The organism is Cupriavidus sp. CP313 (genome assembly GCF_054072015.1).
The window spans coordinates 145,602-164,343 of record NZ_JBSVZB010000004.1 but is presented as its reverse complement, the minus strand read 5'-3'; the positions used below and the strand labels follow the sequence as shown (position 1 = coordinate 164,343).

Annotated in this window: 14 protein-coding genes; 2 read left to right on the top strand and 12 right to left on the bottom strand. The window is 68.1% G+C overall.

Annotation, left to right across the window (positions count from 1 at the left end):
• Positions 1-134: 134 nt before the first annotated feature.
• On the top strand, positions 135-4,028 hold the full coding sequence (locus ACW4E8_RS07345; protein WP_456803901.1) for a BTAD domain-containing putative transcriptional regulator: 3,894 nt from the start codon (positions 135-137) through the stop codon (positions 4,026-4,028).
• A gap of 155 nt (positions 4,029-4,183) precedes the next feature.
• On the opposite strand, the gene ACW4E8_RS07340 is transcribed toward ACW4E8_RS07345, so the two are convergent.
• The 5 genes from ACW4E8_RS07340 to ACW4E8_RS07320 form a co-directional block, all read right to left on the bottom strand.
• Positions 4,184-4,477 carry a hypothetical protein gene (locus ACW4E8_RS07340; RefSeq protein ID WP_456803900.1) on the bottom strand — a complete coding sequence of 98 codons (294 nt, stop codon included), beginning with the start codon at positions 4,475-4,477 and terminating at the stop codon, positions 4,184-4,186.
• A gap of 560 nt (positions 4,478-5,037) precedes the next feature.
• A complete protein-coding gene (locus ACW4E8_RS07335; RefSeq protein ID WP_456803899.1) occupies positions 5,038-5,325 on the bottom strand; it encodes a GYD domain-containing protein in 288 nt (95 codons plus the stop codon).
• A 170-nt stretch (positions 5,326-5,495) separates the two neighbouring features.
• Complete coding sequence (locus ACW4E8_RS07330; protein ID WP_456803898.1) at positions 5,496-6,524, bottom strand: TGS domain-containing protein; 1,029 nt, start codon at positions 6,522-6,524, stop codon at positions 5,496-5,498.
• Between the two features lie 89 nt (positions 6,525-6,613).
• Entirely contained in the window at positions 6,614-8,011 is a 1,398-nt protein-coding gene (locus tag ACW4E8_RS07325) for an MFS transporter (RefSeq protein WP_456803897.1), read from the bottom strand.
• On the bottom strand, positions 8,008-8,802 hold the full coding sequence (locus ACW4E8_RS07320; protein WP_456803896.1) for a hypothetical protein: 795 nt from the start codon (positions 8,800-8,802) through the stop codon (positions 8,008-8,010). The genes ACW4E8_RS07325 and ACW4E8_RS07320 overlap by 4 nt, the downstream gene beginning before the upstream one ends.
• 293 nt (positions 8,803-9,095) lie before the next feature.
• Between ACW4E8_RS07320 and ACW4E8_RS07315 the strand changes: the two genes are divergently transcribed.
• Positions 9,096-9,971 (top strand): pirin family protein, encoded by an 876-nt coding sequence (locus ACW4E8_RS07315; RefSeq protein ID WP_456803895.1) that lies wholly within the window; start codon positions 9,096-9,098, stop codon positions 9,969-9,971.
• A gap of 50 nt (positions 9,972-10,021) precedes the next feature.
• Here ACW4E8_RS07315 and ACW4E8_RS07310 read toward each other — a convergent pair whose 3' ends face one another.
• From ACW4E8_RS07310 to ACW4E8_RS07280, 7 genes are all read right to left on the bottom strand, one after another.
• Entirely contained in the window at positions 10,022-11,170 is a 1,149-nt protein-coding gene (locus ACW4E8_RS07310; protein WP_456803894.1) for a porin, read from the bottom strand.
• A 279-nt stretch (positions 11,171-11,449) separates the two neighbouring features.
• Positions 11,450-12,274: an SDR family NAD(P)-dependent oxidoreductase gene (locus ACW4E8_RS07305; RefSeq protein WP_010808912.1), complete on the bottom strand. Its 825-nt coding sequence runs from the start codon at positions 12,272-12,274 to the stop codon at positions 11,450-11,452.
• Positions 12,275-12,300: 26 nt separating this feature from the next.
• Entirely contained in the window at positions 12,301-12,717 is a 417-nt protein-coding gene (locus ACW4E8_RS07300; protein WP_035819039.1) for a MaoC family dehydratase, read from the bottom strand.
• A gap of 14 nt (positions 12,718-12,731) precedes the next feature.
• Positions 12,732-13,172: a MaoC family dehydratase N-terminal domain-containing protein gene (locus ACW4E8_RS07295; protein WP_035819041.1), complete on the bottom strand. Its 441-nt coding sequence runs from the start codon at positions 13,170-13,172 to the stop codon at positions 12,732-12,734.
• 26 nt (positions 13,173-13,198) lie between these two features.
• Positions 13,199-14,386, bottom strand: a complete 1,188-nt coding sequence (locus ACW4E8_RS07290) for a lipid-transfer protein (protein ID WP_456803893.1) — start codon at positions 14,384-14,386, stop codon at positions 13,199-13,201.
• 38 nt (positions 14,387-14,424) lie between these two features.
• Positions 14,425-15,564 (bottom strand): acyl-CoA dehydrogenase family protein, encoded by a 1,140-nt coding sequence (locus ACW4E8_RS07285; RefSeq protein WP_456803892.1) that lies wholly within the window; start codon positions 15,562-15,564, stop codon positions 14,425-14,427.
• Between the two features lie 199 nt (positions 15,565-15,763).
• A complete protein-coding gene (locus ACW4E8_RS07280) occupies positions 15,764-18,628 on the bottom strand; it encodes a LuxR C-terminal-related transcriptional regulator (RefSeq protein ID WP_456803891.1) in 2,865 nt (954 codons plus the stop codon).
• Positions 18,629-18,742 lie beyond the last annotated feature (114 nt).

Genomic DNA, 18,742 nt, shown 5'->3' with positions numbered 1-18,742 from the left:
CCGGCAATCCAGCGTGAAAGAAGCGTGAAAATTGCGGCAGGCCAGGAAGTACCGGCTTCGTATCTTTGCGCTGGCAAGGTGCGCGTGATCCTGTGCCGTCGCCTATAAATGATGGGCTTTCAGGTTTCCATATCATGGCCCGCGCCCGTCTTGACCTGTTCGGCGGCTTCCAGCTGAGTTCTGCAGGAGGAACGCCGATTCCGCTTACTGCCCGCAAAGCGCGCGCAGTGCTGGCCTATCTCGCGCTGGCGCAAGGGCGTGCCCAGCCGCGCGACAAGCTGGCCGCACTGTGCTGGGCCGAAAGCAATGCCGAGCAGGCGCGCAGCAGCCTGCGCCAGGCGCTCAGCGCGGCGCGGCGCGCGCTGGAAGAGGCTGGCCAGCACGTGGTGCTGGCAGAAGGCGACTGCGTGACGCTCGGCGAAATCGAGGTCGACGTGTGCGAGTTCGAGCAGTGTGCCCGTGAAGCCACGCCCGCGTCGCTGGCGCGCGCCGCGGCGCTGTACCGGGGTGACTTGCTGGATGGTTTTCATGCTGCCGCGCCGGCGTTCGACCACTGGTTGGCGATCGAACGCGAACGTCTGCGCGGCGTGGCATTGGGGGGCATGGCCAGGTTGCTGGCGCACCACGAACAGGCCGGCGAGACGGAGCAGGCCATCGCCAGTGCCACCCGCCTGCTTGCACTCGATCCGCTGCAGGAAAGCGTGCACCGGGCGCTGATCCGGCTGTATGAACGCCAGGGCCGGCAGGCGCTGGCGCTCAAGCAATACCGCTTGTGCCGGGCGGCACTGCAGCGCGAACTCGGGGTATCGCCTGAGCCCGAGACCGAGGCGCTGTACCAGGCAATGCTGCGGGCCCGCCGCGAGCCGGTGGCTGGCATGGCTGCGGCCGGTGACGACGGTGCCGCGGTGCCACCTGCTTCCGCCGTGATGGCTGCCGAGCCGCAGTTGCGCCACGCCGTGGTCCTGGTAGCCAGCCTGGACGATAGCAGCGCTGGCCTGGAGCCCGAGCCATTGCACGATGCCCTTGCGCGCTGGCGCCAGCATGCCAGGGCATTGGCCAGCGCCTGCGGCGGCCATATCACCGATGAAATCGGCACCCGGCTGACCATCGTGTTTGGCGTTCCGGTGGCGCATGGGAACGACGCCGAGCGCGCCCTGCATACCGCCGGGGCGCTGCATGCCGGTCTGGCGCGGCTGGCGGAATCCGCCAACGCCAGGCTGCTGGCGCGCGTAGGCCTGGCCAGCGGCCAGGTGCTGGCCGCCTGCGGCGCAAGCGGCATGACGCTGACCGGCGGGCCGGTTAGCGTGGCCTTGCAGGCGATGGAGCGCGCCGAGCCTGGCGCAACCATGGTGTCGAATCGGGTCTACCAGGCGCTGCCCGGACGCCTGGAAGCGGACTGCGTGGCGCACGCCGTGCTCCCCGGCGTGGCCGAACCGATTCCGCTCTGGCGCGTGCGGCGCTTTCTCGGGGTGGAACAGGCGCCGGCGCAGCACGCCTTCGTCGGGCGGCAAGCGGAACTGGCCCAGCTCGCCGGCGTTGCCGACAGCTGCCTGCGTTCCGGCCATGGCCGGGTCGTGCTGATCCGCGGCGAGGCCGGCATCGGCAAAAGCCGGCTCGCCGACCGCTTCGTCGCGCTGGCGCGCGAGCATGGCCTGGAGGCACACCGGGCGCTGGTGCTCGACTTCGGCGCCGGCAGCGGCGGCGATCCCTTGCGCATGCTCGCGCGCAGTCTGCTGGGCGTCGCGCCTCGCACGGGCGCGGATGGCGCCGCCGCCGAAGACGCGACAGGCGCGGCCATCGAGCAAGCGCTCGCGGCCTGGCAACTCGGCGAGGATGAGCTTGTGTTCGCCCGCGGCATGTTCGAGCAGCCCCAGTCCCAGGAGCAGGCCGCTGCACTGGCCGCGATGGACGCCGCCAGCCGGCAACGCGGCGCACAGCGATTGATGGTGACGCTGGCCACCCGCCGCAGTGCGGTGCGCGCGCAGTTGATCGTGGTCGAAGACGTCCACTGGGCCGAGCGCACGGTGCTCGATTGCCTGGCCCAGCTGGCCGCGGCAACCCGCAGCCATGCGCTGATCCTGGTGCTGACCGTACGTCCCGAGCACGACCCGCTCGATGCGGCCTGGCGGGCGACCAGCCAGGGAGCATCGCTGACCACCATCGACCTCGGGCCGCTCGACGATGCCGAGGCGCACGAACTGGCAGCCTGCCATCGGCAGGTCGATCCTGGCGTGGCCGCTACCTGCATTCGCCGGGCTGAGGGCAATCCGCTGTTTCTCGACCAGTTGCTGCGCGGCGCGGAGGCGGGTGCGGACGAGTTGCCCGGCACGCTGCAGAGCATTGTGCTGGCGCGGATGGACCGGTTCTCTACCGCCGACCGCCAGGCGCTGCAGGCCGCTGCCGTACTGGGCCAGCGCTTTGGCCCGGCCGCGCTGCGGCATTTGCTCGAGGATCCCGCGTACGCTTGCGAGCACCTGGTGCAGGAGGCCATGGCCCGGCCGGAAGGCGACGACTTCCTGTTCATGCATGCGCTGATCCATGAGGCGGTGTACGCGTCGCTGCTCAAGTCGCGGCGACAGAATCTGCACCGGCGCGCGGCCGCCTGGTACGAAGGGCGGGACCCGGCGCTGACGGCCGAGCACCTGGATGCCGCAGGCGATCCCGGCGCGCCCGAGGCCTATGCCGCCGCGGCGCGCCATGAGGCGGCGCACTTCCGCGGCGAGCGCGCATTGCGCCTGGTCGAGCGTGCGCAGCGCCTGGATAGCGACGACGCCTGCAGGCACACGCTTGCCTGCCTGCACGGCGAGCTGGCACTTGACCTGGGCCTGCCGACGCAATCGCTGCAGGCGTTCCGGCAAGCGCAATTGCTGGCGAGCGATGCGGCACAGCGGGCCCGGGTGTGGCTTGGCACGGCGGCCGCCTTGCGCCTGCTCGACCGCTATGTCGAAGCCCTGGCGGCGCTGCGCGAGGCGGAGCAGGCCGCCGCTGCGCTGGGCCAGCCCGAGCGGCTGGCCGAGATCGAATCGCTGCGCGGCAATCTCTATTTCCCGATGGGCGACATGGACCAGTGCCTCGCCGCCCACCAGCGCGCCCTCAGCCATGCCAGGGCGGCCGGATCGGTGCTGGGCGAGGCGCGTGCGCTGGGCGGCCTCGGCGATGCGTACTACCAGCAGGGCCGCATGCTGACCGCGCATGCGCATTTTGTCCGCTGCGTCGAGCTGGCGCGGGCGCACGGCTTCATCCGCATCGAATGTGCCAACCTGCCGATGGTGGGCGCGGTGGAACTGTTCCGCAACGAACTTGCGGCCGCGCAAGCCAGCTGCGAGGAAGGGCTGCGCCTGGCGCGGCGCATCAGCGATGCGCGCAGCGAGATGCTGGCCTACGACGTGATGACATCGACCGCACAGCTCGCCGGCGACTGGCCGCGAGCTGAAGCGCACGCGCGGCTGGCACTGGCGCTGACGCGGCGGCTGGAGGCCCGGCGCTTCGAGGCTGAAGTGCTGGCACGCCTTGGCCTGGCCATCGGCGCGCTCGGCCAGGTGCAGAAGGCAGAGTCCCTGCTCGACGAGGCGCTGCAGCTGAGCCACGCCAGCGGCGTGCGGTATTCAGGGCCAACCGTGCTGGCGTTCCTGGCGCGCACTACGCCCGATCCGGACAAGCAGCTCGACGCCCTGCGCCAGGGCGAGGCCATTCTGGCCCAGGGCTGCGTGAGCCATTGCCACGTCGACCTGCTCGAAGCTGCGATCGACGTTTCACTGGCGGCGCGCCGGTGGCAGGAAGCCGAACGCTACCTGGCAGCGCTGCAGGATTACATGCAGCATGAGCCGTTTCCCTGGGGAGACTTCCTGATCCGCAGGGGCCGCGCGTTGATCTGCGCCGGACGTGAAGAGGGTGGCGGGAGCACGCCGCCGCTTTGCGCCCGCTTACGGCTGCTCAGGGACGAGGCACACGCGGCCGGTCTGAATGAGTCCCTGGGTGCCATCGATGCGACACTGGAGCGGCTGACGGCGACATCGCGTATCGAGTAGGACGCATCAGGCCTGTCCTGATAGGTGCACGAAGCCGGCAAGGTGTGCGGGGGTGCCCATTGCCTGGTAAGCCGCGCAGAGCCCCTCGATCATGAGAGCGTTCCAGCCGGTGAGAATGACAGGGCGCCCGGCAAGCGCGTGGCTGGTTTCCGGCATCAGGCCACCCCAACCCCTTGTGACCAGCACTGGTATCGCCAGGTAAAGCCATCGCGCGGTGGCATGGTGTCGGCGGGTGCCCCACCGCCACGATAGGCGAAGGTGTACAGCACCAGCGCGGTGCGCCGCGAAGAATACCGGTCCCGCAGGGGCATGGCCTCCCTTGCGGGCCACCAGCGCGGTGCAAGCAGCGCGCCGCTGACATAGGCCAGGCCGCAGTGCCCCCAGCCGGCGGCCGACAGCTGCCACAGCCAGCGGTAGCCGGCGTCGGGAGGGCGTGAGCGAGCGCGCATGCGACTCCTTGTTTCAGTTCGGATCAGGTACGGCTCTGATCCGATCCGTCCACTTTTGCATTTCCGGACGGTTTGCCGAGCAGGGACTGCGATTGGTTAAGGCGACTGTGGCAAAAAAAGCTGTCCGGGGCAATGCAAGTTACAGTGCGCCTGCGGCACGTCACCAGCAGGACACCTAGAGGTTTGTCGTCAGCTTGGGCCCCGCTCAGATTCGGCAACCCGAATCACTCAATGGCGGCGCCCGCGAGGCGAGCGGTCAACGTCGTCCTGTATGCCGCCAATAAAAAAAGCACCTTCTTCAGGTGCTCAGCTTTCAACCATCGGGGTGAGTCCGAACCGGCTCAGCAACTTATGATCCGGTTCGGGCCTGCAGGCATATGTGGCCTGCACGATCACGCTTCATCTGGTAAACCTTCCAGGAAACATGATCGTTTCGCTGACTTACCTTCGCTTTATCAGAGCGTGTCTCAGTCAGCACTTTGATTATAGGGCAGCCGACGGTCAGGTCAACCTGAATTCGGATGTCCTGCCGTGCGAGCAGCCTGATCCATCGAGCTCCGCTACAGGGACGAGATGAACTCGTCCCACGGCGTCGCTTGCAGTGTCTCGGTCGCGGCGTGTCCATAGCCTCGGATGATCAACGCCGCCCGCTCGAGTTGCTTCAGGTCGTCCGTCTCAACAATGTCCACGACGTCAAAGCGCCCGAGTGTCAGATAGCTGTCCTTCCAGGTGACGGCGGGGCATTCGGCCTTGATTTTCTCGGCCACCGTGGCGGCGAGTTTCTTCATGTCCCTGGGGTCCGTGAACGCGTCAGGAGCGAGACGGCTCAGGATGACGTATGTAGTCATGGCATACCTCCGTGCAAGAAATTGCTCCGCAAACCGGCACGGCAGTCATGCGGGAACAACCAACCGGCCGCAGGTCTTTCAGTCTATGTCATCGTCGCTCGCCTGCTGCGACGTGTCCCCGAGCCCCGTGGGCCGGGCCATCAACGAACTCCCCGCGGCCATGGCTTTGATCAGCCATGCGCCTGCGAATGCAGTTCCACCACGTCTCGATCGGCTACCGGATGATCGGCGCCCACCTGCTGGCCGCTGAACTTGCCACTCCCCCAAATGCGGGCGAACTTGAACGTACGCGCGAGATCAGGGTGCACCTGCAAGGCGACATCCAGCACGGTGTCGCCGCGGCGCATCGTAAAAGGCCGACGCTGGTCGACGGGTTTCCCGGGTGCCTTGGTGTAGACACGCACGATGCCCAGAGCCTTGAAAAGGAACGGACCGACCTCGGCCAGTCCTCGCCCGCCGGTTGCCGAGGTTGCGAGCGCCGGAAAGCGTACATCGAGCAGGTCTTCGAGCACGGCCGCGTCTTCCGGGTTGGCGAGATCAGTCTTGTTGGCCAGCAGCAGCGCAGGGAGGTGAACACTGAACGGGTCAGCCGCCGGTTCCGCCGTCGCCCCAGGGCTGTCGGCCTGACCCGGCCAGCGCTCCGACAGGATGATCTTTGCCTCGGCGAGCCGCCGCAGAATCAGCGCCAACTGTTCTGTACAGTCTGGCGCACTCAGATCGGCCACGAGCAGTACGCCGTCTGTCGCCCGCAATATGTCAGTGAGCCCGGGTTGCATGAATACGACGGATACCGATGGCAGATCCACCAGCTGAAAAGCAATGTCGTCGAACGGCAACATGCCGGGGACCGGCAACTGCGTAGGGTGGGCGTAGGGCCCGACCTCGCTGCCCGATCCTGTCAGCCTTGCGTGCAGGCTGGATTTTCCCGCGCTGGGCGGGCCGATCAGACAGAGCTGGGCCGCACCTTCGGGATGCACCGCATGTGCCGGCCCTCTGTGAGCGGCCTTCCCGTGGCCCGCAGATGCCTGGGTGAGTTCCCTGATCCGCGACTTGATATCGGCCTGCAGATGCTCCGTCCCCTTGTGTTTCGGGATGACACGGAGCATCTCCTTCAGGCATTCGAGCTGCTCGCGCGGCTGGCGTGCCAGCCGATAGGCTTGTTCGGCCTGCTTGTACTCTGGAGTGAGGTTTGCTGGCATGGGCTGTCGCCAGAGTTTCAGCGTCCGGAAGCCGAAAGAGCGATCCAATCGCCAAAGGGCAGTTTGATTCTAGTCTGTCATCCGCGCTGCTAATGGCAGGCGGGGCCGGCAGTGGCGGCGCCGTAGCCGGTCTCCAGCCCGACCTTTCGCTCAGCACGCAAGGCAGCCCGCCGGCCCCGTACGGTGTTGACCCCGCACAGCAGGCCCAGCCCGACGACGAAGTAGCTGCCGGTGACCAGCAGCGCCTGCCGGTGATCGCCACCCGTCAGCCAGCTTGCCATGCCATAGGTCAGTGGCCCGGCAATCGAGGCCAGCTTGACCGCCAGGCCCCAGAGCCCGAAGAACTCGGCCGCGCGCGAGGGCGGGGCCAGCAGCCCCACCATGGCCCGTCCGGCGGACTGGGCCGCGCCCAGGCACAGGCCGGCCACGTTGGCGGCAAGCCAGAACAGCGGCGCTTCGCGCGCGGCGTGCGCTAGCACGATGGTCAGGATCCAGCCCAGCAGCGTCAGGGCAATGGCGCGCACGTGGCCGATGCGGTCCTGCACAGGTCCGAACAGGAAGGCGCCGGCCGCCGCCGTCAGGTTGACCACCAGCACCAGGGTCAGGGTCTGCTGCATGGTGAAGCCCATGGCCTGGTTGGCGTAGATGGCGGTCAGCGTGATCACTGCCTGGATGCCGGCCTGGTAGAACAGGGTGCACAGCAGGAAGCGGCGCAGGTCGCGGAACTGGCGCAGGTGGCCCAGGCGTTGCCATACCCTGGCCCAGGCCATGCCAGTCCCCTGTTCGCCAGCCGGCATGGCCGCAGCGACCTGCGCAGCGCCGCGGTCGCGCAGCAGCAGGAAGGTCGGCAGGCTCGCCAGGGCAAAGATGGCCGCCGTGATCAGCATGGTGACGGGTACGAACTGGCTGGCGACGTGGCCGCGTGCGGTGGCCCAGTTGACATAGAGCAGGCATGCGCCCAGCGTGACCAGGCCACCGATATAGCCAAGGCTCCAGCCCCAGCCCGATACCCTGCCCAGGGCGCGGGTGTTGGAGAGCGACGGCAGGAAGGCGGCGATCAGGTTTTCGCCGCTGCCGAAGAAGAAGTTGGACAGGACCACGCACAGGATGGCGACGCCAAGGGTGCCGGGCTGCGCAAAATAGAGCAGGGCGGTGAACACCACGCAACCCGCCGTCGTCACCGCAAGCAGTGGCTTCTTGGCTGCGCGCAGGTCGGCGTAGGCACCGACCAGGGGCGCGCTGAGCACCACCAGCCCATAGGAGAGCGAAAGTGCCGCGGTCCACGCCAGCGTGGCCCAGGGCGCATTGCCGGCCACCACGGCGACGAAGTAGGCATTGAACAGCGCGGTGATGACCACCGTGGTGTAGCCCGAATTGGCAAAGTCGTACATGGCCCATGCCCACACTTCGCGCGGCCGTACGTCGACGCCCAGGGCAGAGGGCACGCGGGGCGCGCGAGCGTGGCCACCCGGTTGGGGCACGGTCATGTTCCTTCCTCCACGATGCGGCGCCGCTTCAGCCGAAGCAGGACGCCATAGACGGCCAGCGCCGCGAACACGTGCTTGAGCGTGTGCCCGCTGACCAGCCCCGTCAGCGCCGCGATCTGGTGGTCCAGCACATCGCAAACCAGGGCCAGCACATAACAGCCGGTGATGGCCAGCACATCCCGGTCGCCAGTGTAGCGCGGCGCATAGAGGCAGAGCAGCAGCGGCACCACCAGCATGGCCAATGCCTGAACCAGGAGGTATGGGCGCAGGTCGCCGATGCCGCGCGCTTCGCTCCATGCCCAGTAGCCGACGCTGGCCGGCGCCGCGATCAACAGCAGCGGCAGCAGCCGCAAGCCCGCCTTCAGGCTGACCCGCTCGCACAGGTTGGCGCCCAGCCAGGACATCAGCGCGAACGCCAGCGGGGCCCTGTCCCACACCAGCCGCTGATTGTCCGGTGCGAGGTGGTAATAGCCGGAGCCCAGGCCAACCAGGAAGACGGCGCAAAAAAGCAGCCGGTAAGGCCAGGCCTCGGCCGGCGCGATGAAGGCGCGACTGGCAGCCGTGGTGCCCAGATAGCGCAGGCCGGCCGCGCCCGCGAGCAGGAACAGCAGATTGGAGCCGATGTCGAGGCAGTGGGGCGTGCCGAAGCACACGTAAGGGTCGGCATAACGATGGTATTGCGGCGGCTGCGCGATGCGCGGCAGCAGCCAGGCCGCGGTGGCCATGGCCGCGACCAGCAGCCAGACTGCTGCGGCCCTGGCGGCAGGGCGGGCTTGTCGGCAGGCGCGCATGATGGCCTCCTTCCGCTGGTGGGCGTCCCCGAGATTTCCATGCAGATTACGACGGTAGCACGCCGTGGCACGCACGATAAGACCTCAAGATATCCTGAGGTCAATGCATGAGGCGAGAAGGCATGCGGGATGTGCGCCACGGCCGGCCGGTGGCGCGGGTGCTCGCTGGCATCGTTCCAGCCACAGGACACTGCATCGCAATCCCACCGTCTACCGCGCGGCGGCCGCTGAATCTATCATTGGCCCATGGATCATTGCCTGCCACTATCGGCCGGCATACTCGGAGATCAGACATGAAGCGCATTCTGGGCGTCTACAGCGCACCGCGTCAGCACTGGGTCGGAGATGGCTTTCCGGTGCGCTCGATGTTTTCGTACATGAGCCACGGCAAGCAGCTGAGCCCGTTTCTGCTTTTGGACTACGCCGGGCCGGCCGACTTCACGCCGACGCAGCGCCCGCGCGGGGTTGGCCAGCATCCGCACCGCGGTTTCGAGACCGTGACCATCGTCTACAAGGGCGAGGTCGCGCATCGCGACTCGACCGGGCAGGGTGGCGTGATCGGCCCCGGCGACGTGCAGTGGATGACGGCGGGCGCCGGCATCCTGCATGAGGAATTCCACTCGCCGGCCTTTACGCAAAGCGGCGGCGCGCTGGAAATGGTGCAGCTGTGGGTCAACCTGCCGGCGCGCGACAAGATGACCACGCCTGGCTACCAGGCAATCGTCGACCGCGATATCCCGGTGGTGCCGATGCCCGATGGCGCCGGCACGGTGCGCGTGATCGCCGGCGAGTACGCGGGCAAGGCCGGTCCGGCGCGCACCTTCACGCCGATGCAGGTGTGGGATATGCGCCTGAACCAGGGTGCCAGCACGCGGCTGGCGCTGCCGGAGGGCTGGCATACCGCGCTGGTGGTGCTGCGCGGCAAGATCACGGTCAACGCGGAGGCGACGGTGCGGGATGCCGAGATGGTGGTGCTGGACGGTGCCGGCGAGGATGTGAACATCGAAGCCAGCACTGACGCGGTGGTGCTGTTGCTCAGCGGCGAGCCGATCGACGAGCCGATCGTCGGCCATGGCCCGTTCGTGATGAACACTGAAGAGCAGATCGCCGATGCCTTCCGCGACTTCAGCAGCGGTCACTTCGGCAGCATCGCGGCGGGCGGCCGGTAGGCGCCCGCTGCTGCAACGGGGCGAGGCTTGCGGCTCGCCCCGCTCCGGCATCAGAAGATCTGCCGGATCCCCACGGTCACGCCCACCATGCTCTTTTGCCCGGCCATGGTCGGGTACTTGAAGGCAAAGGCGGTGGCCGCGCCGTCGAAGCTCAGGCCGCCGTTGCGCGCATAGCCGGCCGACAGGTACACGTCGGTGCGCTTGCTGAAGTTGTAGTCGGCGATAAAGCTGACCTGCTGCATGTTGGACGGGTTGGTTTCGGCGGCCGTGGCGGTGGCGCGTGCGCCCTTCACGTCGGCGTAGTAGTAGGCCAGCGACAGGCCCAGTGCGGGCGTGGCCTGGTAGTTGACGCCGGCCCACCAGTAGTCGTCGCGCAGCAGCGTGTTGCCGTTGGCGAACTCTCCCTTGTTGTAGCGGTAACCGAGCGTGAACTTGAACGGCCCGGTGTTGTACAGCGCCGCCGCGCCCAGCTTGGTCATGGTCCCGGGCTGGCCGGTGACCGCGGCAGGGCGCCAGATGTCGGCAGCGATCGAGGCGCCGAAGCCGCTGCTGTTCAGGTACATCAGCGAGCCGCCGTAGGCGATGTTGTCGCTGAAGTGGCCCGGCACCTCGCCGGCACCGCCGTTGGCCAGCAGCACGGTGGCATTCTGCACGGCCACGCCGGCGCCGAACGAGAAGTGCGCGGCGGCCTGCAGCGGCCCGAACTTGCCGGTGTACTTGACCATGTTGTCCTGACGGTAGTTCAGGCCCATCCACCAGATGCCCGGCTCATAGGTGGCGGCAAAGCGCATCGGCGCGAAGTTGGCCATGCCGTCGAAGAACGACGTGTACTGGCGGCCGAAGGTCAGCTTGCCGAAGGTGTTGTTCTGCACGCCGACATAGGACTGGCGATTGAACAGCGGCGCGCTCTGCAGGTTGCCGCTGTCCCACTGGAAGCCGCTTTCCAGCACGAACAGCGCCTGGTTGCCGGCGCCAAGGTCTTCCACGCCGCGCAGGCCCCAGCGCGAGGCGGACAGGCCGCCGACCTGCGGCATGCCGATGCGCTTGCCGCCCTGCGTGGGCGTGGCGGCGGATGCGGCCACGCGGTTGACATACTCGATCGATCCGTCGATGACCCCATACAGCGTCACGCTGGACTGTGCATTGGCGCTGCCTGCAGCCGCGCCCAGTACAGCCAGCGTGATAAGCGATTTCTTCATGCTAAGTCGTCTCCTGTTGGTTTTTTATGGAAGGCGCTGGCCGGTTGCTACGCCCGGCTCTGTTCCATTAGACCTTTGTGCGTGGTGTCAGGCCCCCTCCTAAAAGGAGTGAATCGGGGTCTGGGTGTTGCCATGCCGCACGGTTGATGGCAGGAGGAGAGTCCCTATTGACTTAGAACCCGTTTCAGAATGAAAACGGGGCGCGAAGGCAGCTGCTGGCGAAGCACAAAAGAAAACGGGGGCTCGCCAATGCGAGCCCCCGCTTCGGTGCGGCTGGATTTACTGCACGTTGCCGGCGACCGCGATCACCTGGCCGGTGATGTAGTTGGAATCCGGCGAGCAGAACAGGTACACGCCGCCCGCGGCTTCTTCCGGGGTGCCCCCGCGGCCAAGCGGATTGCGCTGGGCGTGCGACTTCAGCATCTCCGGATTCAGCCCGACGCGGATTTCACGGCCTTCGATATTGACCGTGGCGCCGGCCTTGGCGTCGGCCGAGGTCATGCGGGTGTGGATCAGGCCAAACGCCACCGCATTCACGTTGACGTTGAAGCGGCCCCACTCGCGCGCCATGGCGCGGGTCATGCCGATCACGCCGGCCTTGGCGCCGGAGTAGTTGATCTGGCCGGCATTGCCGTTCAGGCCCGAGGTCGACGAGATATTGACGATCTTGCGGTACACCTCGCGGCCGGCTTCCTTGTCGGCGGCGGCCAGTGCCTTGATGTGCGGGTAGGCGGCGCGCAGGATGCGGAAGGGCGCGGTCATGTGGCAGTCCAGGATGGCGTACCACTGCTCGTCGCTCATCTTCTGCACCACGTCGTCCCAGGTAAAGCCGGCGTTGTTGACGATGATGTCGATGCTCTTGAAATTGCTCATCGCCGTGTTGATGAAGCGGTCGGCAAAGTCCGGTGCGGACACGTTGCCCACGCAGGCCACGGCTTCGACGCCCATTGCCTTCAGTTCTTCGACGGTCTGTTGCGCAGGCTCGGCGTCCAGGTCATTGATGACCAGGCGCGCGCCTTCGCGTGCCAGCCGCATGGCGATGGCGTTGCCGATGCCGCGGCCCGAACCGGTGACCAGTGCCACCTTGCCTTCAAGTGCTCCCATTTCAGACTCCTTGTGCTTGATTGGATTTACAGGGCAACGACGGCGTCGCCGAGGATCTTGCTTTCGCCATACTGGTTGGCGGTCTGGATTTCCAGCTTGACGCGTTTCTCGCCGTCGACTTCCAGCTTCTCCACCACGCGGCCGGTGCAGGTGATGCGATGGCCCAGGTGCGTGATGCCGACAAAGCGCACGCCGAACTGGCGCAGCTGGCGCTGGTCCACCCACTGCGTCAGCAGGCGGCCCAGGTAGGCCATCGACAGCATGCCGTGGGCAAACACGTCGGGCATGCCGGCCTTGCGGGCGTAGTCGGTGTCGATGTGGATGGCGTTGTGATCGTTCGAGGCGCCGGCAAACAGCGCCAGCGTGGTGCGGTTGATCGGTTCCAGCGTCAGCGGCGGCAGGGTGTCGCCCACCTTGACCTGGTCGAAGCTCAGTTTGCTCATGGGGGTTCTCCGGTTCAGCCGTTGCGATGCACCAGCACGCTGCGCAGGTCCGCCACGTGCTCGCCGTCCTGGTTGGCGACGCGCGTCTCGCGCACCACGAACTCCAGCGCGCCACCCTTCTTGTCGTAGATGTCGGTGATGGTGGTCTTGAAGTGCAGCGTGTCGCCCGCATAGGCCATGCGGTGGTAGTCGAAGGACTGCTCGCCGTGCAGGATGCGGTCCGGCCGGATGCCGAGTTCCTGGCGCCAGGTGCTGGGCGGCTGCGTCAGCTCCAGCGAGAACAGGAAGGTCGGCGGCAGCGGCAGGCCCGGGTGGCCGGCGTCGCGCGCGGCGGCCTCGTCGATATAGACCGGGTCGGTCTGGCCGGTGGCCTTGGCGAAAAAGCGCAGCTGGCTGGCCGGCGCGGAGGTGCGGAAGTCCGCAATCACCCGGCCGATATGTTTCTTGTCGATCATGGATGGGCTCCTGTGTCGGTGTGGGCTCAGGCGTGCTTCTGGTACAGCGTGACCACGCAGGCGCCGCCCAGGCCGAGGTTGTGCGTCAGGGCCAGGCGTGCGCCTTCGACCTGGCGCTGGTCGGCGGTGCCGCGCAGCTGCCGGACCATCTCGTAGCATTGCGCCAGGCCGGTGGCGCCCAGCGGATGGCCCTTGGACAGCAGGCCGCCCGACGGGTTGACCACCCACTTGCCGCCGTAGGTGTTGTCGCCGTCGTTGACCAGCTTCTCGGCGCCGCCTTCCGGGCACAGGCCGAGGCCTTCATAGGTCAGCAGCTCGTTCTGCGCAAAGCAGTCGTGCAGCTCGATCACGTCGATGTCCTGCGGGCCGACGCCGGCCTGCTCATACACCTGCTGCGAGCCTTCGCGCGTCATGTCGAAGCCGACCACGCGGATCATGTCGCGTGCGTCGTAGGTGCTGGGGCGGTCGGTGGTCAGCGACTGGCCGGCGATCAGCACGTCGGTCTTCAGCCCCTTCTCGCGGGCGAACTCCTCCGACACCACGATGGCAGCAGCGGCGCCGCAGGTCGGCGGGCAGGCCATCAGGCGCGTGAGCACGCCTTCCCACAGCGCCGGCGCGGCCAGCACGTCCTCGGTGGTCAGCACATTGCGGAACACGGCCAGCGGGTTGTTGGCGGCGTGGCGGCTGGCCTTGGCGCGAATCCTGGCGAAGGTTTCGAGCTTGGTGCCGTACTTGTCCATATGGGCCTTGCCGGCGCCGGAGAACTGGCGGATGGCATTGGGCAGGTCCTTGCGGTCGACCAGTTCGTCCACCAGGCCGATGGCGCGCTCCAGCGCCGGGGCGCGGTCGTCCCAGCGCGACTTCAGCGCGCCGGGCTGCATGAACTCGAAGCCGACGGCGAGCGCGCAGTCCACCGCGCCGCTCTGCACCGCCTGGCGCGCCAGGAACAGAGCCGACGAGCCGGTGGCGCAGTTGTTGTTCACGTTGATGACGGGGATGCCGGTCATGCCGACCTGGTACAGCGCCTTCTGGCCGCAGGTCGAGTCGCCATACACGTAGCCGGCGTAGGCCTGCTGCACGTCCTCATAGCTGAGGCCGGCGTCTTCCAGCGCCTGGCGCACGGCCGTTGCGCCCATCACGTCATAGGTGTCGCTGCTGCCCGGCTTCTTGAACGGGATCATGCCGGCGCCGGCGACGAAAACCTTGCGAGTCATATGTGTGCTCCGATGAGTGTTTGTTTTGGGGCCAGTGCTTACAGCTTGCGCGCGATCAGTTCGCGCATCACTTCGCTGGTGCCGCCGTAGATGCGGGTCACGCGCATGTCGGCAAAGGCGCGCGCCACCGGGTACTCCATCATGTAGCCGTAGCCGCCGTGCAGCTGCACCATCTGGTCCAGCGCGGTGCCCAGCACTTCGGTCGAATGCAGCTTGGCGATGGCGGCTTCTTCCAGCGTCAGGCGGCGGCGGATGTGCTCGCCGAGGTAATGGTCGACCAGCAGCCGCACCGAGATCGCCTGCGTCTTGATGTCGGCCAGCTTGAACTTGGTGTTCTGGAAGTCCCAGACGGTCTGGTTGAAGGCCTTGCGGTCCTTGACGTAGGCCAGCGTGTGTTCCAGGCAGACCTCCAGCTTGGCGGCAGCGCTGACCGCGATCGACAGGCGCTCCTGCGGCAGCTCGGCCATCAGGTAGGCAAAGCCCTTGCCCTCCTCGCCCAGCAGGTTGGCCACCGGCACGCGCACGTTGTCGAAGAACAGCTCGGCGGTGTCCTGCGCGTGCTGGCCGACCTTGTCCAGCTTGCGGCCGCGGCGGAAGCCCTCGCGGTCGGCTTCGACCACGATCAGGCTGACGCCGCGCGCGCCGGCGGCCGGGTCGGTCTTGCAGACCATGATGATCAGGTCGGCGTTCAGGCCGTTGCTGATGAAGGTCTTGCTGCCGTTGATCACGTACTCGTCGCCATCGCGGAGGGCGGTGGTGCGGATCGCCTTGAGGTCGCTGCCGGTGCCCGGCTCGGTCATGCCGATGGCGAGGATGTATTCGCCGGAGCAGACCTTGGGCAGCCAGCGCTGCTTCTGTTCCTCGTTGCCGATGCGGGCGATATACGGCGCGATGATGTCGGAGTGCACGCCGAAGCCGACCCCGCTCAGGCCGGCGCGGGCATACTCTTCGGCATAGATCGCGGAGTGGCCGAAGTCACCGCCGCCGCCGCCGTACTCGGTCGGCAGCGTCACGCACAGCAGGCCTTCGCGGCCGGCCTTGAGCCAGGTCTCGCGGTCGACCTTGCCGGCCTTGTCCCATTCGGCTTGCCTGGGCAGGCATTCGCGTTCCAGGAAGCGGCGTACGGTGGTACGGAACATCTCGTGGTCGTCACGATAGATGGTGCGGTTGATTTCCATTGGGTGACTCCGGATATCGGTCTGCGGGAGGTTGCCTCGGCCAAGGTATGCGGCCACTGGTATGGCGCTAAGGTACCGGGGAGGAGGGGGCCGCGAACACCACCCGCATCAGGTGGCCGGAGACAGCAAAGAGGGGGCCGCGCATGGGTTGCGCGGCGTTGGGGGGAGGGAGAGGGGGAGCGAGGGAGCGGCGGCGCCGTCAGTGCGGCGCGTCAGGCGGCTGGGCGCCGCCGGCATGGTTCAGCTCGCGGTCGCGGGCGCGGGCCACGGCCTCGTCGCGGCTGCTGACGCCCAGCTTGCGGAAGATGTTGCGCAAGTGCCATTTCACCGTTTCCGGCGACAGGCCCAGGGTACGCGCGATCTTCTTGTTGGGCAGGGCCTGGCCGAGCAGGCGCACGACATCGGCTTCGCGGTCGCTCAGTTCCTCGAAGCGCGCATCGGCCCTGGCCGGGCTGCCGGCGGGCGCGGCAGCCGCGGCGGTGCCGCCCGCTGCGCCCGCTTGCGCGGCGCGCGGCGGCACGGTGGCCTGCAGGCGTTCGACATAGAAGGCCAGCACCGGGTCCAGCGTGGTGTCCGCGGCCACGCGCACGATCTCGCCGAGTGCGCCGGGGCAGGCATCGATCACGCTGCGCATCAGGCCGAGCCGGTGGCCCCGGCGCAAGCCTTCCAGCACATGCGCGCGTGCCGCCTCGGCCTCGCCGCGGCGCGATGCCACCACGGCCGCCAGCATGTGCATCTGTGCCACATGACGTTGCCAGCCGCGCGCCTCGCAGTACGCGATCAGCGCTGCCGTGCGGGCCTCGGCCCCGCGCATGTCGTCATGCGCCAGGCTGAGCAGCAGGTGGGCGCGCTCGGTCACCATGTGGATGGCGTCCAGCGAGCCGCGCGGCGCGTTGCGATGGCGCGCGGCAATGGCGTCCAGGCGCGCCAGCGCGGCCTCGGCGGCGGCAATGTCGCCGCTGGCCAGGTGCAGCCGGATCTGGTTGGCCAGGCTCTGCGCGACCAGCCGGTCAAGGCGCAGTTGCGTGCCGTAGTCTTCCAGCCGCTCCAGCTGTGCGAAGGCATCGAGCCGGTGGCCGCAGATCCAGTGCGCGGCTGCCAGCACGGTGTGCACCCGCAGCACCGAGTCGGGGATCGATACCCGTTCGAGCACGTCGACCCGGTCTTCCAGCAGCCGGCGCGCGGCCTCCAGGTCGTTCTGCTCATACAGCGCCTCGCCCAGCAGTGCCGCGGCGAAGTACTCCGGCTCGGCGCCGGCGCCGCCGTGGCCCGCTTGCTCGACTTCGCGCAGCACGTCGCGGGCGACGCGCTCGGCCTGGATCATGTTGCCTTCCAGCGCATGGCTGAAGCCGATCATGCAGCGCCCGTTGAGCATGCCGCTGGCGGTGCCCAGCAGCGGCACGCCGTCGATCACCAGCGGCGGCGCCTCGGTCTGGATGCGGCGGGCGCGCTCGTAGTCGCCCAGGTGCATGTAGAGCCACGACAGCAGGTTGTTGCGCGAGCCGATAAACAGCGCCGGCATGTCGGCGGGCGCGCTCTCGATCTGCGGCAGCAGCGCCAGCGCGCCCTGGCTGTCGTCGCGCAGCAGCACCAGGGAAAAGCGCAGCAGCGCGAGCCGGTAGCGCAGCGAGGCGTCGCCCGGCGGGATATCGGCCTCCAGCCGGTCCGCGGCCGCGGCGCACGCGTCCAGGTCGCGCGAGAACATCTGCGTGCGCAGCGCCAGCAGGCGCAGTTCCGGGCGCGCCTGCACCTGGTCGGCGGGGATGGTGCGCAGCAGCCCGAGCGCCTTGCGCACCTCGCCGCGCATGATCAGGGTGTCGGCATAGCGCTGCACCAGGTCGGCGGCGGTGTCGGCATCGCCGGCCAGCACCGCATGGCGCACGGCCTCTTCCAGCATGCGATGGTCGCGGAACCAGCGCCAGGCCGCCGCGTGCACGGCGCGCTGCTGGGCCTCGCTGCGCGAGCGGAAACGCTGGGCCAGGGTTTCGCGCAGCAGCGGATGCAGCCGGTACCAGGATTCGCGCTCGGGGCCCTGCGCCGGGGTGATAAAGAGGTTCTCCTGTTCCAGCCGCGCCAGCAGCGCCAGGATCTCGCCTTCGCCCAGCGCCTGCTCGCCCAGGGCCTCGCACAGCGACGCGGTGAAGCGTTCGCACGCGGCGGCACGCACCAGCAGCTCGGCTTCGTCCGGCGCCAGGCGCGACAGCACCTCGCGTTCGAAATACTCGGCGAAGGCGCCGGCATCCTGCACGCTGGCCTGCACGAAGCCGGTGGCAAAGGTGAGGCCGCTGGCGTTCGCCTTCTTGCGTTTCCAGTGCGCGGCAAAGAGCTGCAGGCCGGCTACCCAGCCGTCGGTCAGCTCGTGCAGCATGCGCGCATCGCGCGGGCTGATGTCGCCCAGCTGGGCGCGCAGGAAATGCTGCGATTCAGCCAGCGTGAAGCGCAGGTCGCGCTGGTCCAGCTCCAGCAGCATGCCCTGGTCGCGCAGACGCCCGAGCGACAGTGGCAGCGCCACGCGCGAGGCCAGCACCACATGGAAATTGGCCGGGGCATAGTCGAGCAGCCACTGCAGCGGCTCCAGCACGCGCGGCGCCGTCAGGTGGTGCACGTCGTCGAGCACCAGGGTCACGTCGCGCGGGTGGGCGGCGATGCCGCGCACCAGCGCGATGATGGCGCGCTCGACGGCTTCGTCGTCCGGGCCGCGGTCGGCCAGCACCATGGCTTCCCGCGTCAGCGCGGGGCTGACCTCGGACAGGCAGCCGAGCAGGCGGTCCAGCCAGCGCTGGCGCTCGTTGTCGGCCGGCTCCAGCGTCAGCGCGGCCATGTCGAAGCCGAGCGCCAGCAGGTCCAGTCGCCATGCGGTCAGCAGCGCGGTCTTGCCGTAGCCGGCCGGGCCCTGCAGCACGATGCAGCGCCGGCGCCGCGCCTCGGTCAGCTGCGCCAGCAGGCGCTCGCGCGCGACCACACGCGCCGCGCTGCGCAGCGAGGCCGGCCGGGACGGCTGCGAGACTGGCGCGGCGGGCTGGCTACGGGGAGCGGCTGGCGGATTGGCTGGCGTCTGGGGCATGGGCGAGGCTGGAGGACGGTGCGGGTGAGGTGCGGAGGAAATGCGGGTGTGGCAGCGCGATGCGCGGCAAAGGCGGCACGTTGTCGCGATTGTACTGGCAGACGCGGCGCTGCA

What these genes read in the sequence shown, in the direction of transcription:
- ACW4E8_RS07345 (WP_456803901.1), top strand. Translation starts at nt 135, where the DNA reads ATGGCCCGCGCCCGTCTTGACCTGTTCGGCGGCTTCCAGCTGAGTTCT.
- ACW4E8_RS07340 (WP_456803900.1), bottom strand. Translation starts at nt 4,477, where the DNA reads ATGCGCGCTCGCTCACGCCCTCCCGACGCCGGCTACCGCTGGCTGTGG.
- ACW4E8_RS07335 (WP_456803899.1), bottom strand. Translation starts at nt 5,325, where the DNA reads ATGACTACATACGTCATCCTGAGCCGTCTCGCTCCTGACGCGTTCACG.
- ACW4E8_RS07330 (WP_456803898.1), bottom strand. Translation starts at nt 6,524, where the DNA reads ATGCCAGCAAACCTCACTCCAGAGTACAAGCAGGCCGAACAAGCCTAT.
- ACW4E8_RS07325 (WP_456803897.1), bottom strand. Translation starts at nt 8,011, where the DNA reads ATGACCGTGCCCCAACCGGGTGGCCACGCTCGCGCGCCCCGCGTGCCC.
- ACW4E8_RS07320 (WP_456803896.1), bottom strand. Translation starts at nt 8,802, where the DNA reads ATGCGCGCCTGCCGACAAGCCCGCCCTGCCGCCAGGGCCGCAGCAGTC.
- ACW4E8_RS07315 (WP_456803895.1), top strand. Translation starts at nt 9,096, where the DNA reads ATGAAGCGCATTCTGGGCGTCTACAGCGCACCGCGTCAGCACTGGGTC.
- ACW4E8_RS07310 (WP_456803894.1), bottom strand. Translation starts at nt 11,170, where the DNA reads ATGAAGAAATCGCTTATCACGCTGGCTGTACTGGGCGCGGCTGCAGGC.
- ACW4E8_RS07305 (WP_010808912.1), bottom strand. Translation starts at nt 12,274, where the DNA reads ATGGGAGCACTTGAAGGCAAGGTGGCACTGGTCACCGGTTCGGGCCGC.
- ACW4E8_RS07300 (WP_035819039.1), bottom strand. Translation starts at nt 12,717, where the DNA reads ATGAGCAAACTGAGCTTCGACCAGGTCAAGGTGGGCGACACCCTGCCG.
- ACW4E8_RS07295 (WP_035819041.1), bottom strand. Translation starts at nt 13,172, where the DNA reads ATGATCGACAAGAAACATATCGGCCGGGTGATTGCGGACTTCCGCACC.
- ACW4E8_RS07290 (WP_456803893.1), bottom strand. Translation starts at nt 14,386, where the DNA reads ATGACTCGCAAGGTTTTCGTCGCCGGCGCCGGCATGATCCCGTTCAAG.
- ACW4E8_RS07285 (WP_456803892.1), bottom strand. Translation starts at nt 15,564, where the DNA reads ATGGAAATCAACCGCACCATCTATCGTGACGACCACGAGATGTTCCGT.
- ACW4E8_RS07280 (WP_456803891.1), bottom strand. Translation starts at nt 18,628, where the DNA reads ATGCCCCAGACGCCAGCCAATCCGCCAGCCGCTCCCCGTAGCCAGCCC.